The sequence below is a fragment of the Bacillus sp. 9.4 genome (assembly GCF_055486415.1).
Window position 1 is genome coordinate 16,563 of sequence record NZ_JBVFMU010000007.1, and the last position, 22,910, is coordinate 39,472.

Here is a 22,910-nt window from a genome sequence, read left to right on the forward strand (position 1 = left end):
GTAAGTGATTCACTTGTATTTGTACAGGTTTTATTGAAGCATGCTGTTCATAAAAAGGCATCAATATAGAAAGTTATAATTGTCTTATAAGCAGCACGTTCATATAATTGAGTGAAAAAGGATGCGTATCATGCCTATCAATTCTTTTGAAAACTATCCGATGAGCTGGAAGCCATCGATTGATAAAGCTGAAAAGCCTATTTATAAAGCACTTGCAGGGCAATTGGAACAGAATATTTTAAACGGAGTTTTATTACCTGGAACAAAACTTCCTCCACAGCGAGAATTGGCCGATTATTTAGATTTAAATGTGAGTACGATTTCAAAAGCATTTAAAGTGTGTGAGTTAAAGGGGTTGTTAAGTGCGACTGTAGGGAGCGGCACATTTGTATCGTATGATGCGTTATCGAATTCGTATTTACTTGAGGATACAAAGCCGAAACATTTAATTGAAATGGGAGCAATACTTCCAGATCACGCTTCATATGAGCCCTTGTTACTCCAACTGAAAAACATGGTTCAGGAGGAGGATTATGAAAAATGGTTTAGCTACGGCCGGGCAGGCGAAAGCCTTTGGCAAAAAGATGCAGCTGTAAAGCTCATCCAAAGAGGCGGATTTGAAACATCCGTTGATCACATTTTATTTGCAAATGGAGGGCAAAATGCGATTGCCGCGACTTTGGCGAGTCTTTGTAAGCCTGGAGACCGCATCGGTGTTGACCATCATACGTACCCTGGATTAAAAACTGTTGCATCATTGCTTAGTGTGCAAATCGTACCGATAAAATCAGAGAACGATGAAATGAGTCCGGAGTCACTTGAATATGCGTGTAAAAATGAAAATATTAAAGGTTTGTATTTAATCCCGGATTATCATAATCCGACGACTTCCTTTATGTCTGTTGAGAATCGAAGAATGGTTGCAGACATTGCAAAGAAATATAATCTGTTTGTTATTGAGGATGCATCGTACCATCTTCTTAGCAAAAAGCCGCTTCCGGCACTCGCCTCATTCGCACCGCAACAGGTTATTCATATTGCAAGTTTATCAAAATCGTTAGCGCCAGGCCTGCGTTTGGCTTATGTAGCAGTGCCGAGACAATATAAGGAGCCAATATCAAAGGCGCTTTATAATTTAAATATAACCGTTTCCCCGCTATTAGCTGAACTTACTGCACGCACGATTGTATCAAATCAATTTGAAGTCTTAATTGAGAGTCATCGTGAACAAACCATTCGCAGAAATCAACTCGTAAACCGATATGTTGCGGGATATACATGTTTAGGTGTTGAAACAGGCATTTTTCGTTGGTTGTTGTTACCGGGTAAAATGTCTGGTGCCGAATTTGAAGAATTGGCTGCTCGACATGGCGTGCAAGTGTATGCGGCTGAACGCTTTGTAGTGGGAAATAGTTGTCCTGAAAGGGCTGTAAGGGTTTCTGTCTGTGCACCAAAAACACTTGAAGAGCTTGAACAAGGATTAATGATCCTGAGACGTTTGCTAGACGATCTTACCTAATATTGTTTGCCATACAATTATGACATTGTATGGCTTTTTTGTGCGTGTTATGATGATCCACATCTAGAGGGAGGTTTATACAAAATTGGCTTTTAGAAAGGAAGGTCAGATGATGTTAGACAAGGACAGCGTAAAAGCAATAGATGTTCAAACTGCTTCATTACAAAGCTACATCAGTTCACCAGAAAAACAAAAATCGTTATACAAGCGTACACTATTCGTTGTGAGTATCTCACAAATTTTTGGCGGTGCGGGGCTGGCGGCAGGAGTGACTGTCGGTGCGCTTATTGCACAGCAAATGCTTGGCACTGATGCGTTTGCTGGTTTGCCTTCTGCTTTATTTACTTTAGGGTCAGCAGGATCTGCATTAATTGTTGGAAGACTTTCTCAACGTTATGGCCGTCGAACAGGTCTTTCAGCTGGCTTTATGATTGGCGGACTTGGAGCAATAGGCGTTATTATGGCAGCAATCATAAATAGTATTTTCTTGTTATTTATTTCGTTGCTTATTTACGGTGCAGGAACAGCCACAAATTTACAGGCCCGTTATGCTGGTACAGACTTAGCAAATCATAAGCAGCGAGCGACTGCTGTTAGTATAACCATGGTTTTTACTACATTTGGCGCAGTGGCAGGTCCAAGCTTAGTGAATGTGATGGGGAATTTCGCTCTTTCTATTGGTGTTCCATCACTTGCTGGCCCTTTCATTTTAGCCGCAGCAGCATATATGTTAGCAGGTGTGGTCCTTTTCATTATGCTTCGTCCAGATCCGTTAGTTATAGCAAGAACAATAGAAGCGGCAAATGAAGAGCCTGGTGATAAAGGACATTTGGCGGCAACTGAGCATACAGAAAACAAAAAAGGGATAATCGTTGGGGCAACGGTTATGGTTCTTACCCAAATAGTAATGGTAGCTATTATGACAATGACACCGGTTCATATGAGACATCATGGGCATGACTTGGGTGCAGTCGGTCTTGTTATTGGTTTTCATATAGGTGCTATGTATCTCCCTTCACTGGTTACAGGTGTTCTTGTAGATAGGTTGGGACGTACCGCAATGGCTATTTCCTCTGGAACAACGTTGCTTTTGGCAGGTGTAATAGCAGCATTTGCTCCGGGAGAATCTATGATTCTTCTCGTCATTGCTCTTTCTTTACTTGGATTAGGGTGGAATTTTGGTTTGATAAGCGGGACTGCCCTTATTGTAGATTCAACTGATACTGCCACACGAGCTAAAACGCAGGGGACAGTGGATGTTCTGATTGCGTTGTCAGGAGCTGCTGGCGGGGTACTATCTGGAATGATTGTGGCAGGTTCAAGTTACCTCGCATTATCACTTATTGGAGGGATTTTGTCCTTATTACTCATTCCGGTGGTGGTATGGTCTAGGGGCCGCTAAAGGGTAGGATTGTTTAATTTACATTAATTTGTTATATTGTTAGATAAAGTCTATTGCAGCATCTAATATTCTAACGAACTATAGTTGCTCCATTAAATCTATTATAAAGATATGACCAGGATTCCTTATAGCTGTGTCACTCACTGCATATTCTTTAATTGAATCACATAAAATGGTTATCGGATTTGAAAAAGGCAGGATTACTCGCTTTAGGTAAAGGAGTCATAACGTTGTTAAAAAGGTTTTCTCTTGTTTTTGTTACACTAATGATGTCTATACTTGTTGTTTTAGCGGCCGCTAAAGAGTCGCCTGGAGATCATGTCATCTCATTTGATGAACCTCTTATCTTGATGATCTCAATTGGGATCGTTGTATTTTTATTTATCCCTCCATTAGTCATGTCCTTTTTTGGCAATTTGGTTGTAAGAATAATATCTGGTGTATACCAATGTTTTATCGTTTTCACTTTTCTGGGGCTCATTCCAATTGGATTTCTTATTCCCAATGGCTTTTTGACAATTCTAGTTTCTATTGCAGGAACTTTAGTCAGTATAGCTAGTGTTGCCGTAACCTTATGCATTGGCAAGAATAAAAAAGATATATAATAATTGAATTGTTATTTTTTCAGATTGTCAGTGGAATAATAAAACAAGATGAGAAGGCTTTGTGGGCCTTCTTTTTTTTGTTGTTGCATCATCCCCACTTTAAGCTTAATCTATTGAATAATAAGAGAAGGAACCTATAGAAGAATAAAATAAATACCGAGATGTCAAAAATAAAACTGGACTTCATTATTGTCAATTCACGTAAATGTAAAAAGCTTGGAAAGAGAGGAATTCCTTCATGACAAATAGCAGAACGAATCCGAAGGTTGATGAATTTTTAAGTAAAGCGAAAAAGTGGAAGGAAGAATTTGAGAAGTTGAGAACCATCATTCTTGACTGTGAGCTGACTGAAGATTTTAAGTGGATGCATCCTTGTTACACATACAATAATAAAAATGTCGTTTTAATACATGGGTTTAAAGAATATTGTGCGCTTCTGTTTCACAAAGGTGCCCTATTACAGGATACCGATGGAATTCTCATTCAACAAACGGAGAATGTACAGGCGGCGCGCCAGATTCGGTTTACAAATGTTCAGGAAATAAATGAGCTAGAAAACATTTTGAAAGCCTATATTCACGAAGCCATTGAAGTTGAAAAAGCCGGTTTGAAAGTGGAAGTTAACAAAAATATTGAATTGAACATTCCTGAAGAACTTCAAAAAAAATTCGATGAAATCCCTGCATTGAAAATTGCTTTTGAAGCTTTGACCCCGGGACGGCAAAGAGCGTACACTCTTTATTTTTCTCAAGCCAAACAATCCAAAACCCGAGAATCGAGAGTCGAAAAATATGTGCAAAAAATTCTCGATGGAAAGGGATTAAAGGATTAGGCACGCCAAGGTTCAGGCTAAAGGAATAGCATCATAGCGTAATAAGGTCCTTTCTATAGAAGAAAAAAACAAGCATAGTAAGATGCTTGTTTTTTCTTAGGACAACATTCACTTACTGCTGAAATGCTTCTTTTGATTAACATTGTATGCCACTAGACAGCGTTATAAAATATTAATGCAACACCTAGAAATAGCTCAATGGTACGGCTCATCACAAATAGAATGCCTAGGAGAACTAATAGAACCGGAAGATTTTTAGCAAGTTACTACAGTTCAAACTTTGTTTTTATATTAATATATCTTATTTCCTTATTAACCCTTTTTTTTAGTCAGGTGCAGACAAACGAATACTGATTAATGAATCATCATGATATCAATGAGCCGCTTGATTTTTTCATCGTCGCCTGTATCAACGTACACTGTTTTTCTGTTTTTTATGATACTCTCAGTCACTTCCCGCATGACGCCTTTTTCTACATCATCAGCGGAATCCCAGCGTAATGGCACATTATATACATGAATCGTGCCATCCCCATTGCCATGATAAGTAACTGATCCATCCACTAAACGAGAACCTGCTAACTGGGTTACATCTTCTGGATAGCTGGCACTTGTATCATCATTAGGATTAATTGGCTCGCCAGCCGAAATATGTCGAACATTTAATTCATCTATCTCTTGATTAGGTCCAAGTTGAAGCCAAACTCTGGCATATTCGATTTTTTCCGAAGAGTATGCTGCCAATACATTGTCTTCTTTGCTTTTCTCTTCTGCTGAAGAGGTCTCATTTGAAGCTTTTGTTGCGGATTCTTCTGATTCTGTTGTTGGCTCCGATTCATCCTTGCGTATTTTGGTGCTCTCTTCAGTCTCAGTGTGTTTTTCGTCAGTTTGTACAGCAGAAGCTTGATTTGAATGTTGTTGTGCTTCTTCATCCTTACTGCCCGTACATCCAGCAAGCAAAATCATGAGCAGCAGGGCAGTAATACAAAAATATATCTTTCTGTATTTCTTCATTCTTTCATTCCTCTCCATTAACTCAGGTCAGTTCATATATAAGTTTATGTATCTAAATATTACCATGGGATAGATAGGATGATATTGAAAACTGTTTAAGAAGAGGAAATGATCTTGAATAGCATCGCAAGAACTTAAGAATTCTTAAGAAGTTTTGCCCCTTTTTCTTCAGGTTTTGAATGTAAAGTGGGATATAAATGCAAAACAAATGGAGAGATTAGATATGAAACGCCTGTTATTCTTATTTCAGTATATAGTGAATCCGAGAACTGTTGGTGCGATCCTTCCTAGTTCAAGGTATCTTGGAGATAAAATGGTGGAAGGAATTGATTTCAAGAAGGCTGCATACATTGTCGAATACGGGCCGGGTACGGGTGTATTCACAAAAAAACTGCTTGAAAAAAGAAGACCTGAAACGACTATTTTATTAGTGGAGCAAAATGAAGAATTTTATTTACTATTGAAAGAGACATTTAAAGACGAAAAGAATGTATTCATTGTAAATGGATCTGCTGAAAATAGCAGCCAGTATGCAAAGGATTATGGTATGCCTTATATAGACTATGTGATTTCTGGCCTTCCCTTTGCAAGCTTGCCAAAAACGGTTTCAGCCAACATTTTATTAGATACCGCAAAGATTTTAAAAAAAGATGGTCAATTCATTACTTTTCAATACACTGCGTTGAAAAAACCGTTTTTTGAACAGTTTTTTACCAAAATAGATGTAAAAAGAGAGCTTAGAAATGTACCGCCGGCTTATGTCTTTAGCTGCTCGATGCCGCAAAATGATTTGGAGGAATTATATGGAGTCGAACGTTCTTATTGTTGATGATGACAAAGACATTAGAAATCTCATCTCTGTTTATTTAGAAAATGAAGGCCTGCACACTCAAAAGGCTAAAGACGCAATCGAAGCTTTAAACCTGCTGGAACAAAAAGAATTTGACCTCATGATTTTGGATATTATGATGCCCAACATGGATGGAATTGAAGCATGTATGAAGATTAGGCAAGAACGAAATCTGCCTATTATCATGCTTTCTGCAAAATCGGAGGATATAGATAAAATTCAGGGACTTGCCGCGGGCGCCGATGATTATTTATCAAAACCGTTTAACCCATTAGAATTAATCGCCAGGGTTAAATCTCAGTTAAGAAGATATAAAAAATACAATACTGATACAAGCAGCACGAAGAACATCATTGAAATTGGTGATTTGACCGTAAATACAGATACACGGCAAGTATGGGTGCGGGGCCGGGAAGTGAGGCTGACCCCAAAAGAATTTGATATACTCGAACTTCTTTGCATGAACAAAGGAATGGTTTTGAGTGTGGAGAAGATATATGAAGCAGTATGGAAGGAAGACTTTTTTAAGTCGGACAACACTGTCATGGTTCACATTACAAAAATCAGAGATAAAATAGAAGAGGATTCCAAACATCCCATTTACATCAAAACTGTTTGGGGAACGGGATATAAAATATGAGAAAGTTTGGAAATAAGCTGGTTGCAAAGCTTCTTGGTGCGATTGCAATTAGTTTTCTTGTTTCATTGGGTATCATGGCACTCATTATATTATCGAACGTCTATCTACAAAAGATGAATTATCTCAAAGAGTTTAGCATCCGGAGCAGCTATTTTATGATACTGCTTCAGTTTTCGGCAGCTATTCTTACTTTTATTGCAGTTTTTTTTATCATGGCACGGAAAAAAATATTATATTTGAAGCTTATTACTGAGAGTGTTCATCATATTGCTAATGGAAAATTAGGCTTGACCATTAGGATTGAAAGTAGGGATGAATTGACCCGGCTTGCACAAAACATTAATGATATGTCCAAAGAGTTAGAAAAAAAGTTTGAACACGAAAGACAGTTAGAAAGGTCGAAAAGTGAACTGATTTCAAATGTATCCCATGATTTAAGAACACCATTAACATCAATTATCGGATATTTGGATTTATTAAAAAAAGGGCAATACGACAGCAAAGCGCAATTTCAGGAATATCTTCAAACGATTGATTCGAAATCGCAAAGACTGAAATACCTGATTGATGAACTGTTTGAGTATACGCATTTATCGAGCCCGGACGTTAAGTTAACCTGTAAAAAAGCTGATTTGTCAGGTTTATTGGAACAAATAATAGGAGAATACATTCCTATTTTTGAAAAGGAACGAATAAGTGTTCAAAAATCAATTGCAGAAGACAATGTACCTGTTGTAATGGATATAGAAAAGATGGTTCGCGTTTATGATAATCTCTTTATGAATGCGATAAAATACAGCAGGAAACCATCTGAATTATTCATAAGCCTTGAGATCATTGGTGACAAAGCACTTTTGAAAACTTCTAATCAAGTTAAGGGTTTTCCGGCTGACAATATAGACAAATTGTTTGAACGGTTTTTAAGGGGTGATAAGGCAAGAACAGATCAACAAGGAAGCGGCCTTGGGCTAGCTATTTCAAAAAGAATCGTTGAGCTTCATAATGGTAATATCCATGCGGAATATAGAGAAGGCTGGATGAGCTTTATTGTCGAACACCCATTGCATATATAAAAGCTTATGGAGGAAAGTTTCCATAAGCTTTTTTCTTTTAGAATAAAACTTAAGAAACCTTAAGAATTTTACGGAGAGTTTCTTCATTCTTATTGCTTATCATGTAGGTATGGAAAGTGAGGAGAGTGTAGAAATTGAAAAATAAATTTCTTATTTTAGCTTTGTGGTTTTTAGCCATTTATATAGCAAAGGAATATCATTTACTGTCACTCGATATGGATGATTTACAGGAATTTATATCGGAGAATACAAAATACGCAATGCTGCTGTTTATTGCGCTCTGGATCATTAGGCTTCTCTTTTTTATTCCAGGAGTAACTCTCATGTTTTTAGGGGGGATATGCTTTGATCCAATTGTTAGTTTTATATTATCGATGGTTGGCATTTTTTTGAGCGAGACCTTGGTTTATCTTTTCTCTAGAATATTTTCAAGCGGAAAAATGATGAAGGATTTGGAGCAGAAACATCCAGAACTAAAAAAGTTATTGGAGACTTACAATTATAAGTTTTTGGCATTGGGGATGATTTGTCCGATAGCCCCAACAGATGTCGTTTGTTTTTTATCAGCAGCAGTGGGGTTAAAATACCGTGTTTACATTTTAACTGTCGTTATTACGAATATTCCCCTATTGATTTTTTCTAGCTTTATTGTCATTAACTTTAGCGAGTCGTTAGCGGGTACTGTTTTGGTTATCGTATCATTTGTTTTGATTTCAGTCGTATCTATTAAAATGTGGAACAGCCTTAAACAGAAGCAAAACACATAGGGGGATAAACTTTAGGTTGTAGATGATGTGATGTTCTGGATATGAAAGAAGATACCATGCAAAACTGGTATCTTTTTTATGTGAGTTTTCCGTAATAACCTTTATATTTCATATATGACAGTTAGTTGAACTATATCGAATCAATTTGAGGAAACTGATTGATGATATATTGCTTGAAGTTTTCGGTGACAGGTGGTAGATATTTCCCTTCAATCCAAGAGATACCGACTGTACGCTCAAACCTTGGCCAACTAATCCGAACCTTTGCGATATTTGTTTGGTCTAACCCTTTAAAATCAGGAAGAATTGAAACACCAAGACCCGCTGCCACAAAACCTGCGATTGTAGCAGCTTCCTCACCTTCAAATACAATGTTTGGGTTAATATTAACCTGTTCAAATATATGATCTATTGTTACTCGAAGAGCGAAACCTTCCTTCATTAGCACAAAAGGCTCATTAGCTATTTCGTTTAACGTAATATCCTCACGAGTAGCTAACACATGATTTTTGGGCAAAAATAAAAAGAGCTCCTCCTTCCATAAGGGTTCCCACATTATATTTGATTCGACTGGAAAAGAAGCAAGCAGGCAAAGATCTAGTTCACCTGATTTTAGTTTATCTAAAAGCTGATTAGAGTGAGACTGGTTTAGTTGGAAATGAACATTTGGGTATTGATTCTTAAATGCTCCAATTAAATTTGGAACGATAGTCGTACCCAGAGTATGTAAAAAGCCTAAAGACACTTCACCTTGATCTGGTTTTAAAAGGGATTGAATTTCTTCCTTTCCTTCAGTAAATTCTTTAATTATGGAATCGACCCTCTTGAGGAATCTTTCCCCATTTTTATTTAATTTTATGGACCGGCCTTGTCTATCAAAAAGCGGAACACCTAATTGATTTTCTAATCTAACAATAGATCGAGAAAGTGCTGGCTGTGTAATTGATAACGTTTCAGCAGCTTTCGTTACATGCTGTATACGAGCAAGAGTTTGGAAGTACTCTAATTGTTCCCATTCCATTAAAAAAATCCTCCTTTTTTATAATTCATTACATGAAGGAATTAAAATCATATTTATTATGCATTATACATCATAATTTATGAGTGTTATGATAAATTCATCAACAAAATATATAAACTCTTATATAAATTTTAAACTAATTATGTGTTCAGAAGGAGGACTATTTTAATGAACTATCGAATTGAAAAAGATACTTTTGGAGAAATAAAGGTGCCTGCTGATAAGTTTTGGGGAGCGCAAACACAACGTAGTAAAGAGAACTTCAAGATAGGTTCTGAAAAAATGCCAAAACGTATTGTTAAAGCTTTTGCTATATTGAAGCGCAGTACAGCGATTGCTAATAATCGTTTAGGGAATTTGGATAGTAAAAAAACAGAGGTTATTACTGCAGTTTGTGATGAAATTCTTGAAGGTAAATATGCTGACAATTTTCCACTCGTTGTTTGGCAGACGGGAAGCGGTACACAAAGCAATATGAATGTTAACGAAGTTATAGCAAACCTTGCAACACTTTTATTAAAAGAGAAAGGCTCTACACAAACTATACACCCAAATGATGATGTCAATCGCAGTCAAAGCTCGAATGACACTTTCCCAACAGCGATGCATGTTGCAGGTGTATTAGCTATCTATGAACAATTAGTTCCTGCACTTGATCAACTTCGGAACACATTAGATGAAAAAGCAAAAAAATTCAATGACATTGTAAAAATAGGTCGTACACATCTTCAAGATGCTACACCTCTTACCCTTGGACAAGAAATTAGCGGTTGGGTATATATGATTGATCGTTCGAAAGAAATGATATTGGAAGCAACTGAAAAAATGCGTGAACTTGCTATCGGGGGTACGGCAGTAGGGACAGGCATTAATGCACATCCACAGTTTGGAGAAGTTGTCTCAGAGGAAATCTCGAAGTTTACAGGCCAACAGTTTAAAAGTTCACCTAATAAGTTCCATGCCTTAACTAGTCATGATGAAATAACGTATGTACATGGTGCTATGAAGGCATTAGCTGCTGACTTAATGAAAATTGCGAACGATGTTAGATGGCTTGCAAGCGGTCCTCGCTGTGGGATCGGGGAAATTTCAATCCCGGAAAATGAGCCTGGCAGCTCCATTATGCCAGGAAAAGTTAACCCTACTCAATGTGAAGCCCTTACCATGATTGCGGCTCAAATTATGGGGAATGATGCAACTATTGGTTTTGCTTCAAGTCAGGGCAACTTTGAACTAAATGTATTTAAACCAGTTATTATCTATAACTTCCTTCAATCCGTGCAGCTACTGAGTGATGGAATAAAATCTTTCCATGATCATTGTGCGGTTGGTATTGAACCTAATGATAAAACCATTAAAGAAAATCTTTCCGGATCTTTAATGCTTGTTACAGCATTGAATCCTTATATAGGATATGAAAATGCTGCGAAAATTGCTAAGTTTGCTCATAAAGAAGGCTTAACGTTAAAAGAGGCTGCTGTCCAACTCGAACTATTAACGGAAGAACAATTTGATGAGATGGTTAAACCAGAAAATATGGTGAAACCAAACATGTAAATCTTTTGAAATAAAAAACTAGTTACTAATCAGTAACTAGTTTTTTATAATTGTGATGAAACCATGAAGGTGTTCTTACTTCTATATAAGGTTTTAATCGATGAAAGAAGCTTGTATGTTACTATGATTGGGTAGTTACATAAACGTGACACCAATAACCAATCGGATAATGCTTTAGACCAAGCCATTGCTTGATCACGAAGTGGGGATAGACGCCAAACTGACGAAAGAATGTCATAGATAGCAACATGAGATCTCTGTTCAATCATTTTACCGTCTTCAATACGCAAAAGACACCGGCAACTGGAGTTCTGTATGCTTCCAAAACAATCGGCTGCAATGTCATCTTCAGCTCTATCGCTTTAATTGGCATTTAAAATCCGGGAAAAGCATCAAAGTTTTTTTCATATTCTATTAAACCATCTACACCCGGAAACGGTGTATCTAATTGCGGGGTAGAATACAAAGTCTTTTTAAGGCACTGTACTTCAATCGTTTCAAAAACGACGCACTCATTCTGTATTGTTCTCACCGGACATTATAACCTTACCCGTCATTAAATAAGCATTTAAAATGAGTATGATTCGCCATCATCAGGCACTAACACATCAGAGGAGATTCCTTTTTCATGAATAAAGGATTTTAATTCTTCTCTTGATAAACTCCAATGGTTGACAGCTTCCATGTGGCTCACGATGATTTTTGCTTTTGCTGCAGCCTTATACGTTTCATAGATATCTTCTTTACCCATGACGAGAGAACCGCCTTCATAGAATTGATTATCTCCGCCGTTCACTACAACGATTTCCGGCTGGTGTGTATCAATCTCTTCTTGAATCGCATCATACCAGACTGTATCTCCAGCTACATATAACGTTTTCTCACTTTTGTGTTTGAACACAACGCCGCATACAAGGCCTGCGAGTTTTAAAATGTCTCCTCTTCCGTGTTCGCCTTTTGTTTTAATAAGCTGAATCCCTTCAAAGACCGTATCTTTTGTTAAAACTTCGACATTTTTGAATCCGGCATTTCGTATTTCTGTTGCGTCTTCTTCATTTTGGGAGAACAGCTTGATATCTTTTGGCAATACCTCTTTAGCTGCCTCATCCCAATGGTCGAGGTGTAGATGGGTAACAATAACAGCATCGATATCGTTAATAATATGGTCAACAGAGGCTGGCAATTCAACCAAAGGATTGTTTTGATCCTGTCTTGGGGCATTTGGGAATGGGGGATAAGCACCCTTCTCAGCTAACATTGGGTCTATTAAAAACGTTTTGCCCGCATATTCGACAACAAGTGTGGCATTACGAATTTGCTGAATGTTCATGTGTAAAACTCCTTTTCTTTAATATCTGTATAGTGTACAGACAGCAGCTGAATAAATACATGGAAAAAATCAAGTCTTTCTGTCGATTGACTTGATTTTTGAAAGTATGTAATTTATTTTGTATAAATTGTCATTAAGGCAGAATCAGATTAATTAAATAAAACAAATGTTAAAGCAATGTGCAGGACTGCACCTTTTTAGAGAGATGATGAACAGAAAGATTTTAGAAGGGATTTGATTTCATGTTGGATTACACAGACATGCAAATATTAGAGGAGTTATCTCAGAATAGCCGTATTACGATGAAAGAATTAGGTGATAAAGTTCATTTAACAGGGCAAGCAGCAGCCTCAAGGGTTGCCAAGTTAGAAGACAACGGCGTCATAGAGGGATATACAATTAAAGTGAACCAAGTGAAATTAGGGTATTATATACATGCTTTGCTTAATATCTATACAAAAAGCACCCATCATCAGCCATACCTGTCATTTATCAAAACACAAAAGAAATATGTCATGAATAATTATAAAATCAGCGGGGATGGCTGTTATCTTCTAGAATGCAGATTTCCGTCTAATGAAGCATTAGATCAATTTTTAGTGGAATTAAATAAGAATGTCAATTATAAATTATCGATTGTGATTAACAAGTAGGAAAAACCTTTTCACTTCTTTATGTGAGGTTCAAGTCCTCTCGGAAGCATGAAAAATACCAAGAGCCGCAGACTCTTGGTATTTTTCATGCTTTCATTTATTTTACTCATCGGCCGATCAGCCTTACTTTGCAAATCTCCGAGCTGCTGCAACGCACATGATAACGGCGATATTCACTGCTACGAGTGCCCAGCCCACTTTCTCGTGCAGAATCACTGAGGCAAGCAGCAGCCCAAAAAAAGGCTGGAGAAGCTGGAGCTGCCCAACCGCCGCAATTCCGCCTTGGGCAAGACCTCGATACCAGAACACAAAGCCGATCAGCATGCTGAATAAGGATACATATGCAAGACTGAGCAATGCGGGAACGCCGATGTCCGACCATGAGTCCGGCGTAAAAAAGAACGACAATGGCAGCATAAGAGGAAGCGACAGAACGAGTGCCCATGAGATCACCTGCCAATTCCCCAGACGCCGTGAAAGCTTGGCCCCTTCTGCATAACCAAGACCGCATACGACGATAGAAGCCAGCATGTACGCGTCACCAAGCGGGGATGAACCTCCCCCCTGAATCAGGGCGAAACCTGCTACTAGCAAGCTGCCGGCGGCTGAGAAAATCCAGAAGACAGGCCGAGGGCGTTCACCTCCGCGCAGTACGCCGAAGACCGCCGTTGCAAGCGGAAGAAGTCCAATGAAGACAATGGCGTGTGCGGATGTGACATGCTGAAGCGCTAAAGCTGTCAGCAACGGGAAACCAATCACTACGCCAAACGCTACCACTAATAATGAAATGAGATCTCTTTTGGCAGGATGCTGCTGCCGGAAGATGAGAAGGAGACCTCCCGCCAGTACACCAGCTATCGCAGCGCGGCATACGGTGAGGAACAGCGGATCGAAGTCCGACACAGCCAAACGGGTCGCAGGCAGCGAGCCGCTGAAAATGAGTACGCCTATAAAACCATTTATCCAGCCATTTGTTCGTTTGTTCATTACAATCACTCCACATATCTTTCTTGTTCATTGTCTGTATTTTCTTAACAAAACCAATAGCTAAGGATTACAATGACTATAAACTGGAATTGGCCTTTTATAAACAGCCAGTTTTCATAAAAAAATGCATACCAGTTAGGAGAACAACGCGCAAATGGATATCACGCCTTTTTTGAATAGAAATCTGGATATTCCGCTTTATCAGCAGCTTTACCGATATTTTCAAGAAAACATGCATCGGGGCCGTATTCAAAAAGGAATGAAGCTTCCTTCAAAAAGACTCCTGGCGAATCAGCTTTCCATCAGCCAAACGACTGTAGAACGTGCTTATGAACAGCTCGCTGCTGAGGGCTATATTGTGAGCAAGCCAAGAAGCGGGTGGTTTGCTGATTATCATGATTCTGATTTTGCTTATGATAGAATGCCAAGCACAACACCCATTCAACAAGAAGCAGAAGAAAATAAACAATGGATTGATTTTCATTATGGGAATGTAGATTCTTCTTACTTCCCTTTTTCCGCATGGCGAAAAAGCATGGTCAATAGCTTAGACCAATATGGACACGAGCTTTATCGGCCGGGACATGTTTTAGGAGAGTTTGAGCTGAGAACACTCATTGCAGAGTACCTGTATCAATCTCGGGGTGTTCATTGCGGCCCTGAACAAGTGATTATAGGTGCCGGGAACCCTATTCTGCTGCAAATCTTGTGCCAAGTTTTTGAGCCGAATATTTCTATAGGGTATGAGGATCCTGGTTATCCAAGAGCACGCAAAATTTTTGAAGCCAATCGCATGAATATTGTTCCGATACCAGTCGATGATGAAGGAATCTGTATACAGAAGATCAAAGAACAGCAGCCAAACCTTGTATATGTCACACCCTCCCATCAATTTACGCTGGGAACCATAATGACAATTAACAGAAGAATTCAGCTGCTCAAATGGGCGGCCGAAAATCAATCCTTTATCATAGAGGATGATTATGACGGGGAATTTAGGTACACAGGACAGCCGGTTCCTTCTCTGCAAGGGCTTGATCAGCATAACCGTGTCATTTATATGGGCACTTTTTCTAAGTCTCTTTTGCCCTCGCTGCGTATCAGCTATATGATTCTTCCTTCACCTCTTTTAAAAAAGGGGCATGAAATTACGTCCTTATATAAGCAAACAGTGTCCTGCCACAGTCAGCTAACCCTAGCTGAATTTATAAAAAATGGAGAGTGGCAAAAACACATCAACAGAATGAGAAAACTTTACCGCAAAAAAAGAGCCATTGTATTAGAGGCAGTGCAAAGGGAATTAGGAGAGCATGTCAGAATTCGTGGAGAAAACTCTGGGCTTCGTATCTTACTTGACGTTTATTTGCCATTTGGTGAAAAAGAGTTAATTGGGAAGGCGAAAAAACATGGAGTAAAAATTTATCCTGTTTCTCTTTCTTATCAACATCATCCTCCTGCAAAAACGGTCTCGCTCGGGTTTGCAGGGGTTTCTGAATCCGACATAAGAGAAGGCATAAAAAAACTGAAGGCTGCCTGGAAGATATGAGGGAGCTTTCAGTTTAGCAAAACGGCCAAGTGACGGAACTAAGTGTTGAGAGCTGTTCAATATTTTTTAAGTATATGATGAGTTCCAGCAGTCCAGCCCACGATATGTCTGTTTAGCGAAAAACAGAATTTTTTATTTGCTCATCACAGTGCTAAAATAAACAAAATAGACAATTGAAAAAATAGAGGTGTAAGAATGAAGTTAGATGAGTTTACAATTGGCCAGGTCTTCAAAACGAAATCATTAAAAGTATCAAAAGATGATATTATGCGGTTTGCGGGTGAATTTGACCCTCAGTATATGCATGTAGATGAAGAAAAAGCGAGTAAAGGCAGATTTAATGGAATTATCGCTTCCGGCATACAAACACTGGCCATATCTTTTAAACTTTGGATTGAAGAAGGTTTCTATGGAGACGATATTATAGCCGGAACAGAGATGAATCATATGACATTTATAAAACCCGTATATCCGGATGATGAATTGTTTACAATTGTTGAGGTTCTTGATAAGCAGCCAAAGAGAAATGAATTGGGAATACTCACAGTATTGTTATCTACTTATAATCAAAAAGAAGTAAAAGTGTTTGAAGGTGAGTTATCCGTATTGATGAAACGATAACTCAGAAAGCCCGCTTTTCGCGGGCTCGATTGAAGCAGATGGGTGAAAGATGTTAGCGGGTTTCTTTTGAAAAATAAGAGGTTAAAATATCATAAACAATAGGCAAAGAAGTAAACCCCTCATTTTCTAGAAAATGACCCCCGTGCTGGACTTCGTATAACGCAGCGTCAATTTGTTGTGCCAGCTCCTTGCTCCATGAAAATGGAACAATTTGGTCGTTCTTAGAAGCAATGACAGCACGGTGCTTCGCGGACTCGATGATTTTTTGATGATCAGACGATCCCTGTGTAAATTCATCTAACATCTGTAAAGTGGGCAACGATTTGGCAAAGCCGGAAACAAGTATGATTCCGCCAAGCTGTTTTCGTAATTGAATATGTTCCAAAAATCTCAAAATGGCAGGGCACCCTAAGCTGTGCGCAACCAAATACGTATTTTCGTGTAAAGTGTGCTGATATAAAGAGAGTGTATCCAGCCAATCCTCAAGTCTTGGCTGGAGCGGATTAGGCATGTTTAAAATGTCTGCTTGGACCCCATCTGCGAGCAGACGTTTTTTCAGCCAAGGGAACCAATGATTTGTTGAGGAGGCTCTGTAGCCATGAATGATATAGACTTGTTTTGTCATTATTTCCTCCTAAGAAATATTTTCATTCAGTATAAAATTCCTCTCATTGGGAAACAAGTACGCACTTTTTTGTAAGTAGCTTTATATATGAGGCACTCCTTGTGCCATTCCCCACTTACACATCTCATCTATGAGGGGGTACAAAGATCGCCCTCTGTCAGATAACGAATACTCTACTTTCAGTGGGGTTTGAGAAACCTCAGACCGATGAATAAGGCCGTCAGTTTGCAATTCCTTAAGCTGTGCGCTTAACATTTTATGGGTGATGAAGGGCATAGCCCTTTTCAGCTCGCCGTATCTCATCGTTTTTTCACACCCTAACTCATAGAGTATTCTCATTTTCCATTTGCCCCCTATAAGAGACAAGGTGTATTCAAATGGGGCTTGTTTACTGCGGCACAGGTTATTCATTGTAATCAAACCTCCTTTTTTAAGTATCATATCAGAATAAATTAGGATTTTCGGTGTTGAAGTTTGAGGGCGATTCACGATCTGAAGTGAAAGGGGCCGCTTGCTCAACAGGCGGCACGGTACATGAATGTTCTAAGTCAAAGAGGGTTACCTTACTGTTAATTACTTTATTTAAAAAAACGCATGTTTTTAGCTGAAAATATCTATTATGGTATATTTAAATATAACGAAATATTTGAGAAATGAGGAATGGTATGAATACACCCAAAAAACATAAGAAATTTAAAGCGAAAATGATTCTCCAAATCATCATGGTTATCATTGGAGGAATCATAGCGGCATATGGACTAGAAACAGTGCTCATTCCAAACAGTGTATCTGATGGAGGAGTGACGGGTCTTAGCATCGTTGGTTCACAGCTATTCAACTTGCCGCTGGGGATTTTGATTGCTGTGATCAACATTCCATTTGTCTGGTTAGGATATAAGCAAATTGGGAAAAGCTTTGCATTATTATCAATTATCGGAATCGTATCGCTTGCCGCGGGGACAAGCTTTTTCCACCACACACCCGCAATTATAGAAGGAGATACCCTTTTAATTACCGTTGTCGGCGGGATTATCCTTGGATTCGGAATGGGGCTGGCGCTGCGTAATGGCGGCGCATTAGATGGAATTGACATGCTTGCTGTGCTGCTATCCCGAAAACTGCCATTCGGAACGAGCGATCTCATTCTATTCTTAAACCTTTTCGTGTTTATTTTTGTTTCCACAGTATTTGGCTTACAAGGGGCATTGCTTTCAGTCATTGCTTACTACATTGCATCCAAAGTGATTCATGTTGTGGAGGAAGGCTTAAGCGGCTCTAAAACCTTTCAAATTATTACAACCCAACCTGAATTAATGGTAGAGACAATACGTGATCAATTAGGCCGAAGCGCCACATATAAAGAAGCTTACGGGGGTTTTTCCCACGAGAAATTTAAAGAAATCACATGTGTCATCAACCGTTTAGAAGAAACCAAACTAAAGGAAATTATTAATGATATTGATAAATCTGCCTTTGTCACCGTATATGACGTAGCTGAAGTGAAGGGCAGCAATTTTAGAAGTCTTAATCATCATTAAAAAATAGAATGACCTTTTTAACCGTAATTGACATGCCGCGGGTAATTTAATCAAAAACACTTTTTGAGGCTTGTGGGTGTCACCGGTGAAGGTCTGAATCACAGAAATACCAAGGGCGTCAAAACCCCTGGTATTTTTTCTGGTTTATAGATTTTATCTTCAGCTTTACGTGCTGCTTCGAGCTTATCAATCCTGTCTTTATATTTTTCTCCCCAATCCTTCATGTGCAGGATAACAGGTTCTAATGTTCTTCCAAACTCAGTTAAAGAGTATTCGACTTTTGGAGGGACCTGTTTATAAACCTCGCGGTGAATCACGCCATCCCGTTCCAATTCTCTTAATTGTAGCGTGAGCATACGCTGGGTAATTTTTGGGTATAGTTTTCGAAACTCATTAAACCTCTTTTTACCGTCAATGAGATGATAAAGAAGAATGCCTTTCCACTTACCTCCGATGATATCTAATGTTGTCTCCACCGGACATCCTTCAAAGTCATCAGAAGAATAATCAATGCCGAGTTTACGATTTCTCAAGCTGTTCACTCCTAATAGTATACTTTTTGATACTATATACATTCAATGTGCGTACTTTTTATATTTTAATATACATCATATAATGATGTCACATCTAAGGAATGAAAGGAATGGATTATATGAAAACACTCGTACTCGTTGTACATCCGAATATAGAATCCTCTCGTATCAATAAAAAGTGGAAAGAAGCCGTTTTAAGTGAACCAGATGTAACTGTCCATGATCTTTATGAAAAATATCGCGATCAACCAATTGATGTGGAATTTGAACAACAGCAGCTCCTGGCCCATGACCGTATCGTTTTTCAGTTTCCATTATACTGGTACAGCAGCCCACCGCTTTTAAAACAGTGGTTTGATGAAGTGTTTACGTTTGGCTGGGCTCATGGTCCCGGCGGAAATAAATTGAAGGGGAAAGAGTGGGTAACTGCCATGTCCATCGGTTCACCTGAACACTCTTATCAAGCCGGCGGATATAACTTGTTTTCGATAAGCGAGCTGACAAAACCGTTCCAAGCATCTGCCCATTTAGTAGGCATGACCTATCTGCCTTCCTTTGCCGAATATCGCGCCAATACAATCAGTGACCAAGAAATTGCCGAAAGTGCGAATCGGTATGTAAAGCATATTACAAATATAGAATTAAACCCGAAGGTTCGCCTGCAAAGATATTTGAAACAGCTGGAGGGTGTCGATTTAACATAAAGATTGATTTTGGAAAATCCTGTACTCACCAAGCAGGATTTTTTCTTGTTCAGCAGAGGGATTTTAACATATAGCGAAAAAAGAAGAAGCCACCAAAAATAAGCTATTTGCTTGGTCCTGACTGCTTATTTTTGGTGAAAGACTTATTTCTCTGTGATGAAATAAAGCAAAGCGATGACCGGAAAAGCGATTCCAATCCATAATGCTGTACTCCATCCCCCTGAGGCATATGCCCATCCTCCAATTGATGACCCTATCGCACCGCCTAGAAAGAAGATCGCCATGAATAATCCGTTTAATCGACTGCGAATTTCAGGCGCCAACGAAAAAATAGCACGTTGACTGAGCACAAGGTTTGCAGATACACCCATGTCTAACAGAATAGCTGCGGCCACTAGAACTGTTATACCGACGGGGGAGCTGCTCTGAATCATGAGCGGCAGTAATAAAGAGACAACGACAACACCGAGAGCGATTCCAGTGGCAAGCCTGGTTAAGCCTCGATCAGCCAGGCGGCCGCCTATTGGTGCAGCGACTGCACCCGCAATGCCCACCAATGCGTAGAGTGCTATTGCCTTCTGAGAAAAATGAAAATCAGGACCCGACAATAATAAAGGAACGGTAGTCCAGAACAAGCTGAAAGCTCCAAATACAAACGCATGATAGATGGCACGGCGGCGTAAAACTGGAGTCGTGCGCAGCAGTTTCCACATTGAACCGAGTAAGGCAGTATAGTTTGTATTTGCTGTTGGTTTTCTGGCAGGAAGCACTTTTGATAATACGATGGCCAGGATAACACTTACCACGGCGGACAAAGCGAATATTGCATTCCACCCCCAGATATCAGCGACTAGACTAGATATCGGACGGGAAAGCATAATACCGAGTAATAAGCCGCTCATGACATTGCCAACAACCCGGCCGCGTGCAGCGTCTGATGCAAGGTATGATGCAAATGGAACAAGCACTTGGGCTGCGATTGATCCCAATCCGACGAAAAACGCAGCTGCTAAAAACAGTGTTCCATGCTTCACAAATGCTGTTAGTGTCAAAGCCGCTGCGCTTAGAAGGAGCGATGCAACGACAAGTTTTTTGTTTTCGATAATATCTCCTAAAGGGACAAGGAATAGTAAGCCGGCAACGTATCCGATTTGGGTGAGTGTGACGATCAATCCAGCACTGCCTGGAGAAAGTCCAATTGCCTTACTAATTAATCCGACCAAGGGTTGTGCATAGTAAAGATTAGCAACAATGATACCGCATGCAGTTGCGAGAAGAAGGGTTAAACTGGGTGAAATCCTCTGAACTGCTTGTTTGTTTCCATTAGCCATATGAATGAACTCCTTTTTAAGTGGTTTTTTGAGTGTAATCATGACTTCTCACAAGTGATTTTATAAACTGAACGTTCAGTTTCGTCGATTAATAAAAATAATATACTAAACGTTCAGTTTTGTAAATGGATTTCTGTTTTCTTTTTTTATTCAAGTTAAGTATACTGAACGTATAGTTTATATTGCGGGAAGGAATGATTTATGTGCAGAGTAAACGAGGGCGGCCGCGTGATGAAGGAACGCATAAGGCGATTCTCTCTGCAGCCTATGACCTATTGCTGGAAAAAGGCTTCGATGCGGTGACAGTCGATAAAATTGCCGAGCGTGCGAAAGTAAGTAAAGCAACGATTTATAAATGGTGGTCTAACAAGGCTGCCGTTATCATGGACAGCTTTCTTTCGACCGCGACGGACAGGCTGCCTGTGCCTGATACAGGGTCGTCAGTACAAGATATAGTAACCCACGCCACGAATTTAGCTAGGTTTTTGACAAGCCGGGAAGGAACCGTTATTAAGGAATTAATAGGTGCAGGGCAGTTGGATGAAAAATTGGCAGAAGAATATCGCACGCGATTTTTCCAGCCTCGCCGCCTCCAAGCGAAAGGCCTTCTAGAAAAGGGAATTCAGAAAGGTGAATTGAGAGAGAATCTTGATATTGAAGTAAGCATAGATCTCATTTACGGACCAATTTTCTATCGTCTGCTTATAACAGGGGATGAGGTGAATGATTCCTATGTGCATGATTTGGTGATGAACGCGTTTAAGGGAGTTCAAGCTACCTCTGCTACAGAGAGTATGTAGCTGATAAGAACTGCAAAAGCTACGGATTATATGACAAATTGGTTCTCTCTAATCGCAAAGTGAGAGATAAGATTTTTGTTGCTGAGCGGAATTATCGGATGTCGAAAAAGAAGTCATTCAATCGTGAATACATAACATCATATTATTACATTTCCTTTTCATCGATTGGAACAAGGGTTCTATACTTCAATGGAATATCGCAAAGTTGGAGTATTTAAAGAACAGGGGAAAATCGATGGCCATTATGTAGGTGTCATGGCAATGGAAAAAATACTTGCAATGTAAACAGGCCTCTAAAGAGACCTGTTTTTTAATATCCAGAGGATCTGTCTATTTTCAGCTTGGGCTCTATGACCACTCCCATAACTGAAATAGTCTAATATTTATACCGGAATATTTGATGTTCCAAATATAAGAGATTGTTTATATAAATAAAAGTTTATATAATGACGGGGGCGCTAAGGAAACGCGGGGAGCGACTCAGGTTTTCGTTTCAAAGTTTTGATCCTTAAGATATACGGAGCGCTACATATGGAAACGTAAAGGGGAATGTATAATCATTTGGCGTGTATATAACGATTTCTTATATATTGATTTGGGAAGGAGGAGCTCATATGACGATTGATGTTGCGGCGATGACTCGTTGTTTGAAAACACTTAGTGATCAAACTAGGCTTATAATGATGAGATTATTTCTTGAAAAAGAATATTGTGTCTGTCAATTGGTTGATATGTTCGAAATGAGCCAGCCCGCCATAAGCCAGCATTTGCGGAAATTAAAAAACGCAGGTTTTGTGAATGAGGACAGAAGAGGCCAATGGCGTTATTATTCAATAAATGGTTCCTGTCCTGAGTTTGATACATTGCAATTGATCTTACATCAAATTGATCAGGAGGATGAATTGTTAAACCATATCAAACAAAAGAAAATTCAAGCGTGTTGCCAGTAAGGAGGCATTAGA

General features: G+C 39.1%; 24 protein-coding genes. 16 read left to right on the forward strand and 8 right to left on the reverse strand.

Features of this window, described 5'->3' with window-relative positions; genetic code table 11:
• Window positions 1-130: 130 nt before the first annotated feature.
• The 4 genes from ACZ07B_RS20795 (at window position 131) to ACZ07B_RS20810 (ending at window position 4,358) form a co-directional block, all read left to right on the forward strand.
• Window positions 131-1,519, forward strand: a complete 1,389-nt coding sequence (locus ACZ07B_RS20795; RefSeq protein WP_464877633.1) for an aminotransferase-like domain-containing protein — start codon at window positions 131-133, stop codon at window positions 1,517-1,519.
• Between the two features lie 109 nt (window positions 1,520-1,628).
• Window positions 1,629-2,921: an MFS transporter gene (locus ACZ07B_RS20800; RefSeq protein ID WP_464877665.1), complete on the forward strand. Its 1,293-nt coding sequence runs from the start codon at window positions 1,629-1,631 to the stop codon at window positions 2,919-2,921.
• Between the two features lie 230 nt (window positions 2,922-3,151).
• Complete coding sequence (locus tag ACZ07B_RS20805) at window positions 3,152-3,526, forward strand: hypothetical protein (RefSeq protein ID WP_014478947.1); 375 nt, start codon at window positions 3,152-3,154, stop codon at window positions 3,524-3,526.
• A gap of 238 nt (window positions 3,527-3,764) precedes the next feature.
• Window positions 3,765-4,358, forward strand: coding sequence for a YdeI/OmpD-associated family protein (locus ACZ07B_RS20810; protein WP_069322394.1), 594 nt, complete (start codon window positions 3,765-3,767; stop codon window positions 4,356-4,358).
• Between the two features lie 354 nt (window positions 4,359-4,712).
• On the opposite strand, the gene ACZ07B_RS20815 is transcribed toward ACZ07B_RS20810, so the two are convergent.
• Entirely contained in the window at window positions 4,713-5,372 is a 660-nt protein-coding gene (locus tag ACZ07B_RS20815; protein ID WP_217020391.1) for a hypothetical protein, read from the reverse strand.
• A 223-nt stretch (window positions 5,373-5,595) separates the two neighbouring features.
• On the opposite strand from ACZ07B_RS20815, the gene ACZ07B_RS20820 reads away from it, so the two are divergent.
• From ACZ07B_RS20820 to ACZ07B_RS20835, 4 genes are all read left to right on the forward strand, one after another.
• On the forward strand, window positions 5,596-6,201 hold the full coding sequence (locus ACZ07B_RS20820) for a class I SAM-dependent methyltransferase (protein ID WP_464877634.1): 606 nt from the start codon (window positions 5,596-5,598) through the stop codon (window positions 6,199-6,201).
• The gene (locus ACZ07B_RS20825; protein ID WP_217020388.1) at window positions 6,176-6,862 is read left to right on the forward strand and encodes a response regulator transcription factor; all 687 of its coding nucleotides are present in this window, start codon (window positions 6,176-6,178) and stop codon (window positions 6,860-6,862) included. Before ACZ07B_RS20820 ends, ACZ07B_RS20825 begins: the two co-directional genes overlap by 26 nt.
• Window positions 6,859-7,935 (forward strand): sensor histidine kinase, encoded by a 1,077-nt coding sequence (locus ACZ07B_RS20830; RefSeq protein WP_464877635.1) that lies wholly within the window; start codon window positions 6,859-6,861, stop codon window positions 7,933-7,935. Before ACZ07B_RS20825 ends, ACZ07B_RS20830 begins: the two co-directional genes overlap by 4 nt.
• Before the next feature lie 134 nt (window positions 7,936-8,069).
• A complete protein-coding gene (locus ACZ07B_RS20835) occupies window positions 8,070-8,702 on the forward strand; it encodes a TVP38/TMEM64 family protein (RefSeq protein WP_217020385.1) in 633 nt (210 codons plus the stop codon).
• 130 nt (window positions 8,703-8,832) lie between these two features.
• Here ACZ07B_RS20835 and ACZ07B_RS20840 read toward each other — a convergent pair whose 3' ends face one another.
• Window positions 8,833-9,723, reverse strand: coding sequence for a LysR family transcriptional regulator (locus ACZ07B_RS20840; RefSeq protein WP_464877636.1), 891 nt, complete (start codon window positions 9,721-9,723; stop codon window positions 8,833-8,835).
• A 168-nt stretch (window positions 9,724-9,891) separates the two neighbouring features.
• Between ACZ07B_RS20840 and fumC the strand changes: the two genes are divergently transcribed.
• Window positions 9,892-11,280, forward strand: a complete 1,389-nt coding sequence (gene fumC, locus ACZ07B_RS20845) for a class II fumarate hydratase (RefSeq protein ID WP_134155677.1) — start codon at window positions 9,892-9,894, stop codon at window positions 11,278-11,280.
• A gap of 568 nt (window positions 11,281-11,848) precedes the next feature.
• Here the strand turns inward: fumC and ACZ07B_RS20850 are convergent.
• On the reverse strand, window positions 11,849-12,610 hold the full coding sequence (locus ACZ07B_RS20850; RefSeq protein ID WP_133953624.1) for an MBL fold metallo-hydrolase: 762 nt from the start codon (window positions 12,608-12,610) through the stop codon (window positions 11,849-11,851).
• A 242-nt stretch (window positions 12,611-12,852) separates the two neighbouring features.
• Between ACZ07B_RS20850 and ACZ07B_RS20855 the strand changes: the two genes are divergently transcribed.
• A complete protein-coding gene (locus ACZ07B_RS20855) occupies window positions 12,853-13,263 on the forward strand; it encodes an Lrp/AsnC family transcriptional regulator (protein ID WP_041519106.1) in 411 nt (136 codons plus the stop codon).
• Between the two features lie 123 nt (window positions 13,264-13,386).
• On the opposite strand, the gene ACZ07B_RS20860 is transcribed toward ACZ07B_RS20855, so the two are convergent.
• Window positions 13,387-14,250, reverse strand: coding sequence for a DMT family transporter (locus ACZ07B_RS20860; RefSeq protein ID WP_464877637.1), 864 nt, complete (start codon window positions 14,248-14,250; stop codon window positions 13,387-13,389).
• Between the two features lie 154 nt (window positions 14,251-14,404).
• Between ACZ07B_RS20860 and pdxR the strand changes: the two genes are divergently transcribed.
• Complete coding sequence (gene pdxR / locus ACZ07B_RS20865) at window positions 14,405-15,796, forward strand: MocR-like pyridoxine biosynthesis transcription factor PdxR (RefSeq protein WP_464877638.1); 1,392 nt, start codon at window positions 14,405-14,407, stop codon at window positions 15,794-15,796.
• Between the two features lie 195 nt (window positions 15,797-15,991).
• On the forward strand, window positions 15,992-16,417 hold the full coding sequence (locus ACZ07B_RS20870; protein WP_116316440.1) for a MaoC family dehydratase: 426 nt from the start codon (window positions 15,992-15,994) through the stop codon (window positions 16,415-16,417).
• A gap of 52 nt (window positions 16,418-16,469) precedes the next feature.
• Here ACZ07B_RS20870 and ACZ07B_RS20875 read toward each other — a convergent pair whose 3' ends face one another.
• Window positions 16,470-17,042, reverse strand: a complete 573-nt coding sequence (locus tag ACZ07B_RS20875) for an alpha/beta hydrolase (protein ID WP_464877639.1) — start codon at window positions 17,040-17,042, stop codon at window positions 16,470-16,472.
• Between the two features lie 81 nt (window positions 17,043-17,123).
• Complete coding sequence (locus ACZ07B_RS20880) at window positions 17,124-17,453, reverse strand: winged helix-turn-helix transcriptional regulator (protein WP_464877640.1); 330 nt, start codon at window positions 17,451-17,453, stop codon at window positions 17,124-17,126.
• A 254-nt stretch (window positions 17,454-17,707) separates the two neighbouring features.
• Here ACZ07B_RS20880 and ACZ07B_RS20885 point away from each other — a divergent pair, with 254 nt between their 5' ends.
• Window positions 17,708-18,580, forward strand: coding sequence for a YitT family protein (locus tag ACZ07B_RS20885; RefSeq protein WP_042977057.1), 873 nt, complete (start codon window positions 17,708-17,710; stop codon window positions 18,578-18,580).
• A gap of 98 nt (window positions 18,581-18,678) precedes the next feature.
• Here ACZ07B_RS20885 and ACZ07B_RS20890 read toward each other — a convergent pair whose 3' ends face one another.
• Entirely contained in the window at window positions 18,679-19,113 is a 435-nt protein-coding gene (locus ACZ07B_RS20890; protein WP_464877641.1) for a winged helix-turn-helix transcriptional regulator, read from the reverse strand.
• A gap of 110 nt (window positions 19,114-19,223) precedes the next feature.
• Between ACZ07B_RS20890 and ACZ07B_RS20895 the strand changes: the two genes are divergently transcribed.
• Window positions 19,224-19,817, forward strand: coding sequence for an NAD(P)H-dependent oxidoreductase (locus ACZ07B_RS20895; RefSeq protein ID WP_129092262.1), 594 nt, complete (start codon window positions 19,224-19,226; stop codon window positions 19,815-19,817).
• A gap of 143 nt (window positions 19,818-19,960) precedes the next feature.
• On the opposite strand, the gene ACZ07B_RS20900 is transcribed toward ACZ07B_RS20895, so the two are convergent.
• Window positions 19,961-21,148: an MFS transporter gene (locus ACZ07B_RS20900; RefSeq protein ID WP_464877642.1), complete on the reverse strand. Its 1,188-nt coding sequence runs from the start codon at window positions 21,146-21,148 to the stop codon at window positions 19,961-19,963.
• A gap of 203 nt (window positions 21,149-21,351) precedes the next feature.
• Here ACZ07B_RS20900 and ACZ07B_RS20905 point away from each other — a divergent pair, with 203 nt between their 5' ends.
• Together ACZ07B_RS20905 and aseR are read left to right on the forward strand one after the other, a co-directional pair.
• Window positions 21,352-21,948 (forward strand): TetR/AcrR family transcriptional regulator, encoded by a 597-nt coding sequence (locus ACZ07B_RS20905; RefSeq protein ID WP_015715300.1) that lies wholly within the window; start codon window positions 21,352-21,354, stop codon window positions 21,946-21,948.
• 614 nt (window positions 21,949-22,562) lie between these two features.
• The gene (gene aseR / locus ACZ07B_RS20910) at window positions 22,563-22,898 is read left to right on the forward strand and encodes a metal-responsive transcriptional regulator AseR (protein ID WP_464877643.1); all 336 of its coding nucleotides are present in this window, start codon (window positions 22,563-22,565) and stop codon (window positions 22,896-22,898) included.
• Window positions 22,899-22,910 lie beyond the last annotated feature (12 nt).

Excerpts from the sequence above, each read along its gene's own strand:
- ACZ07B_RS20850 (WP_133953624.1), bottom strand. The coding sequence starts at position 12,610 with ATGAACATTCAGCAAATTCGTAATGCCACACTTGTTGTCGAATATGCG.
- ACZ07B_RS20855 (WP_041519106.1), top strand. The coding sequence starts at position 12,853 with ATGTTGGATTACACAGACATGCAAATATTAGAGGAGTTATCTCAGAAT.
- ACZ07B_RS20825 (WP_217020388.1), top strand. The coding sequence starts at position 6,176 with ATGGAGTCGAACGTTCTTATTGTTGATGATGACAAAGACATTAGAAAT.
- ACZ07B_RS20900 (WP_464877642.1), bottom strand. The coding sequence starts at position 21,148 with ATGGCTAATGGAAACAAACAAGCAGTTCAGAGGATTTCACCCAGTTTA.
- fumC (WP_134155677.1), top strand. The coding sequence starts at position 9,892 with ATGAACTATCGAATTGAAAAAGATACTTTTGGAGAAATAAAGGTGCCT.
- ACZ07B_RS20840 (WP_464877636.1), bottom strand. The coding sequence starts at position 9,723 with ATGGAATGGGAACAATTAGAGTACTTCCAAACTCTTGCTCGTATACAG.
- ACZ07B_RS20815 (WP_217020391.1), bottom strand. The coding sequence starts at position 5,372 with ATGAAGAAATACAGAAAGATATATTTTTGTATTACTGCCCTGCTGCTC.
- ACZ07B_RS20830 (WP_464877635.1), top strand. The coding sequence starts at position 6,859 with ATGAGAAAGTTTGGAAATAAGCTGGTTGCAAAGCTTCTTGGTGCGATT.
- ACZ07B_RS20880 (WP_464877640.1), bottom strand. The coding sequence starts at position 17,453 with ATGAATAACCTGTGCCGCAGTAAACAAGCCCCATTTGAATACACCTTG.
- aseR (WP_464877643.1), top strand. The coding sequence starts at position 22,563 with ATGACGATTGATGTTGCGGCGATGACTCGTTGTTTGAAAACACTTAGT.
- ACZ07B_RS20810 (WP_069322394.1), top strand. The coding sequence starts at position 3,765 with ATGACAAATAGCAGAACGAATCCGAAGGTTGATGAATTTTTAAGTAAA.
- ACZ07B_RS20820 (WP_464877634.1), top strand. The coding sequence starts at position 5,596 with ATGAAACGCCTGTTATTCTTATTTCAGTATATAGTGAATCCGAGAACT.
- ACZ07B_RS20800 (WP_464877665.1), top strand. The coding sequence starts at position 1,629 with ATGATGTTAGACAAGGACAGCGTAAAAGCAATAGATGTTCAAACTGCT.
- ACZ07B_RS20860 (WP_464877637.1), bottom strand. The coding sequence starts at position 14,250 with ATGAACAAACGAACAAATGGCTGGATAAATGGTTTTATAGGCGTACTC.
- ACZ07B_RS20795 (WP_464877633.1), top strand. The coding sequence starts at position 131 with ATGCCTATCAATTCTTTTGAAAACTATCCGATGAGCTGGAAGCCATCG.
- pdxR (WP_464877638.1), top strand. The coding sequence starts at position 14,405 with ATGGATATCACGCCTTTTTTGAATAGAAATCTGGATATTCCGCTTTAT.
- ACZ07B_RS20885 (WP_042977057.1), top strand. The coding sequence starts at position 17,708 with ATGAATACACCCAAAAAACATAAGAAATTTAAAGCGAAAATGATTCTC.
- ACZ07B_RS20895 (WP_129092262.1), top strand. The coding sequence starts at position 19,224 with ATGGATTATATGAAAACACTCGTACTCGTTGTACATCCGAATATAGAA.
- ACZ07B_RS20875 (WP_464877639.1), bottom strand. The coding sequence starts at position 17,042 with ATGACAAAACAAGTCTATATCATTCATGGCTACAGAGCCTCCTCAACA.
- ACZ07B_RS20870 (WP_116316440.1), top strand. The coding sequence starts at position 15,992 with ATGAAGTTAGATGAGTTTACAATTGGCCAGGTCTTCAAAACGAAATCA.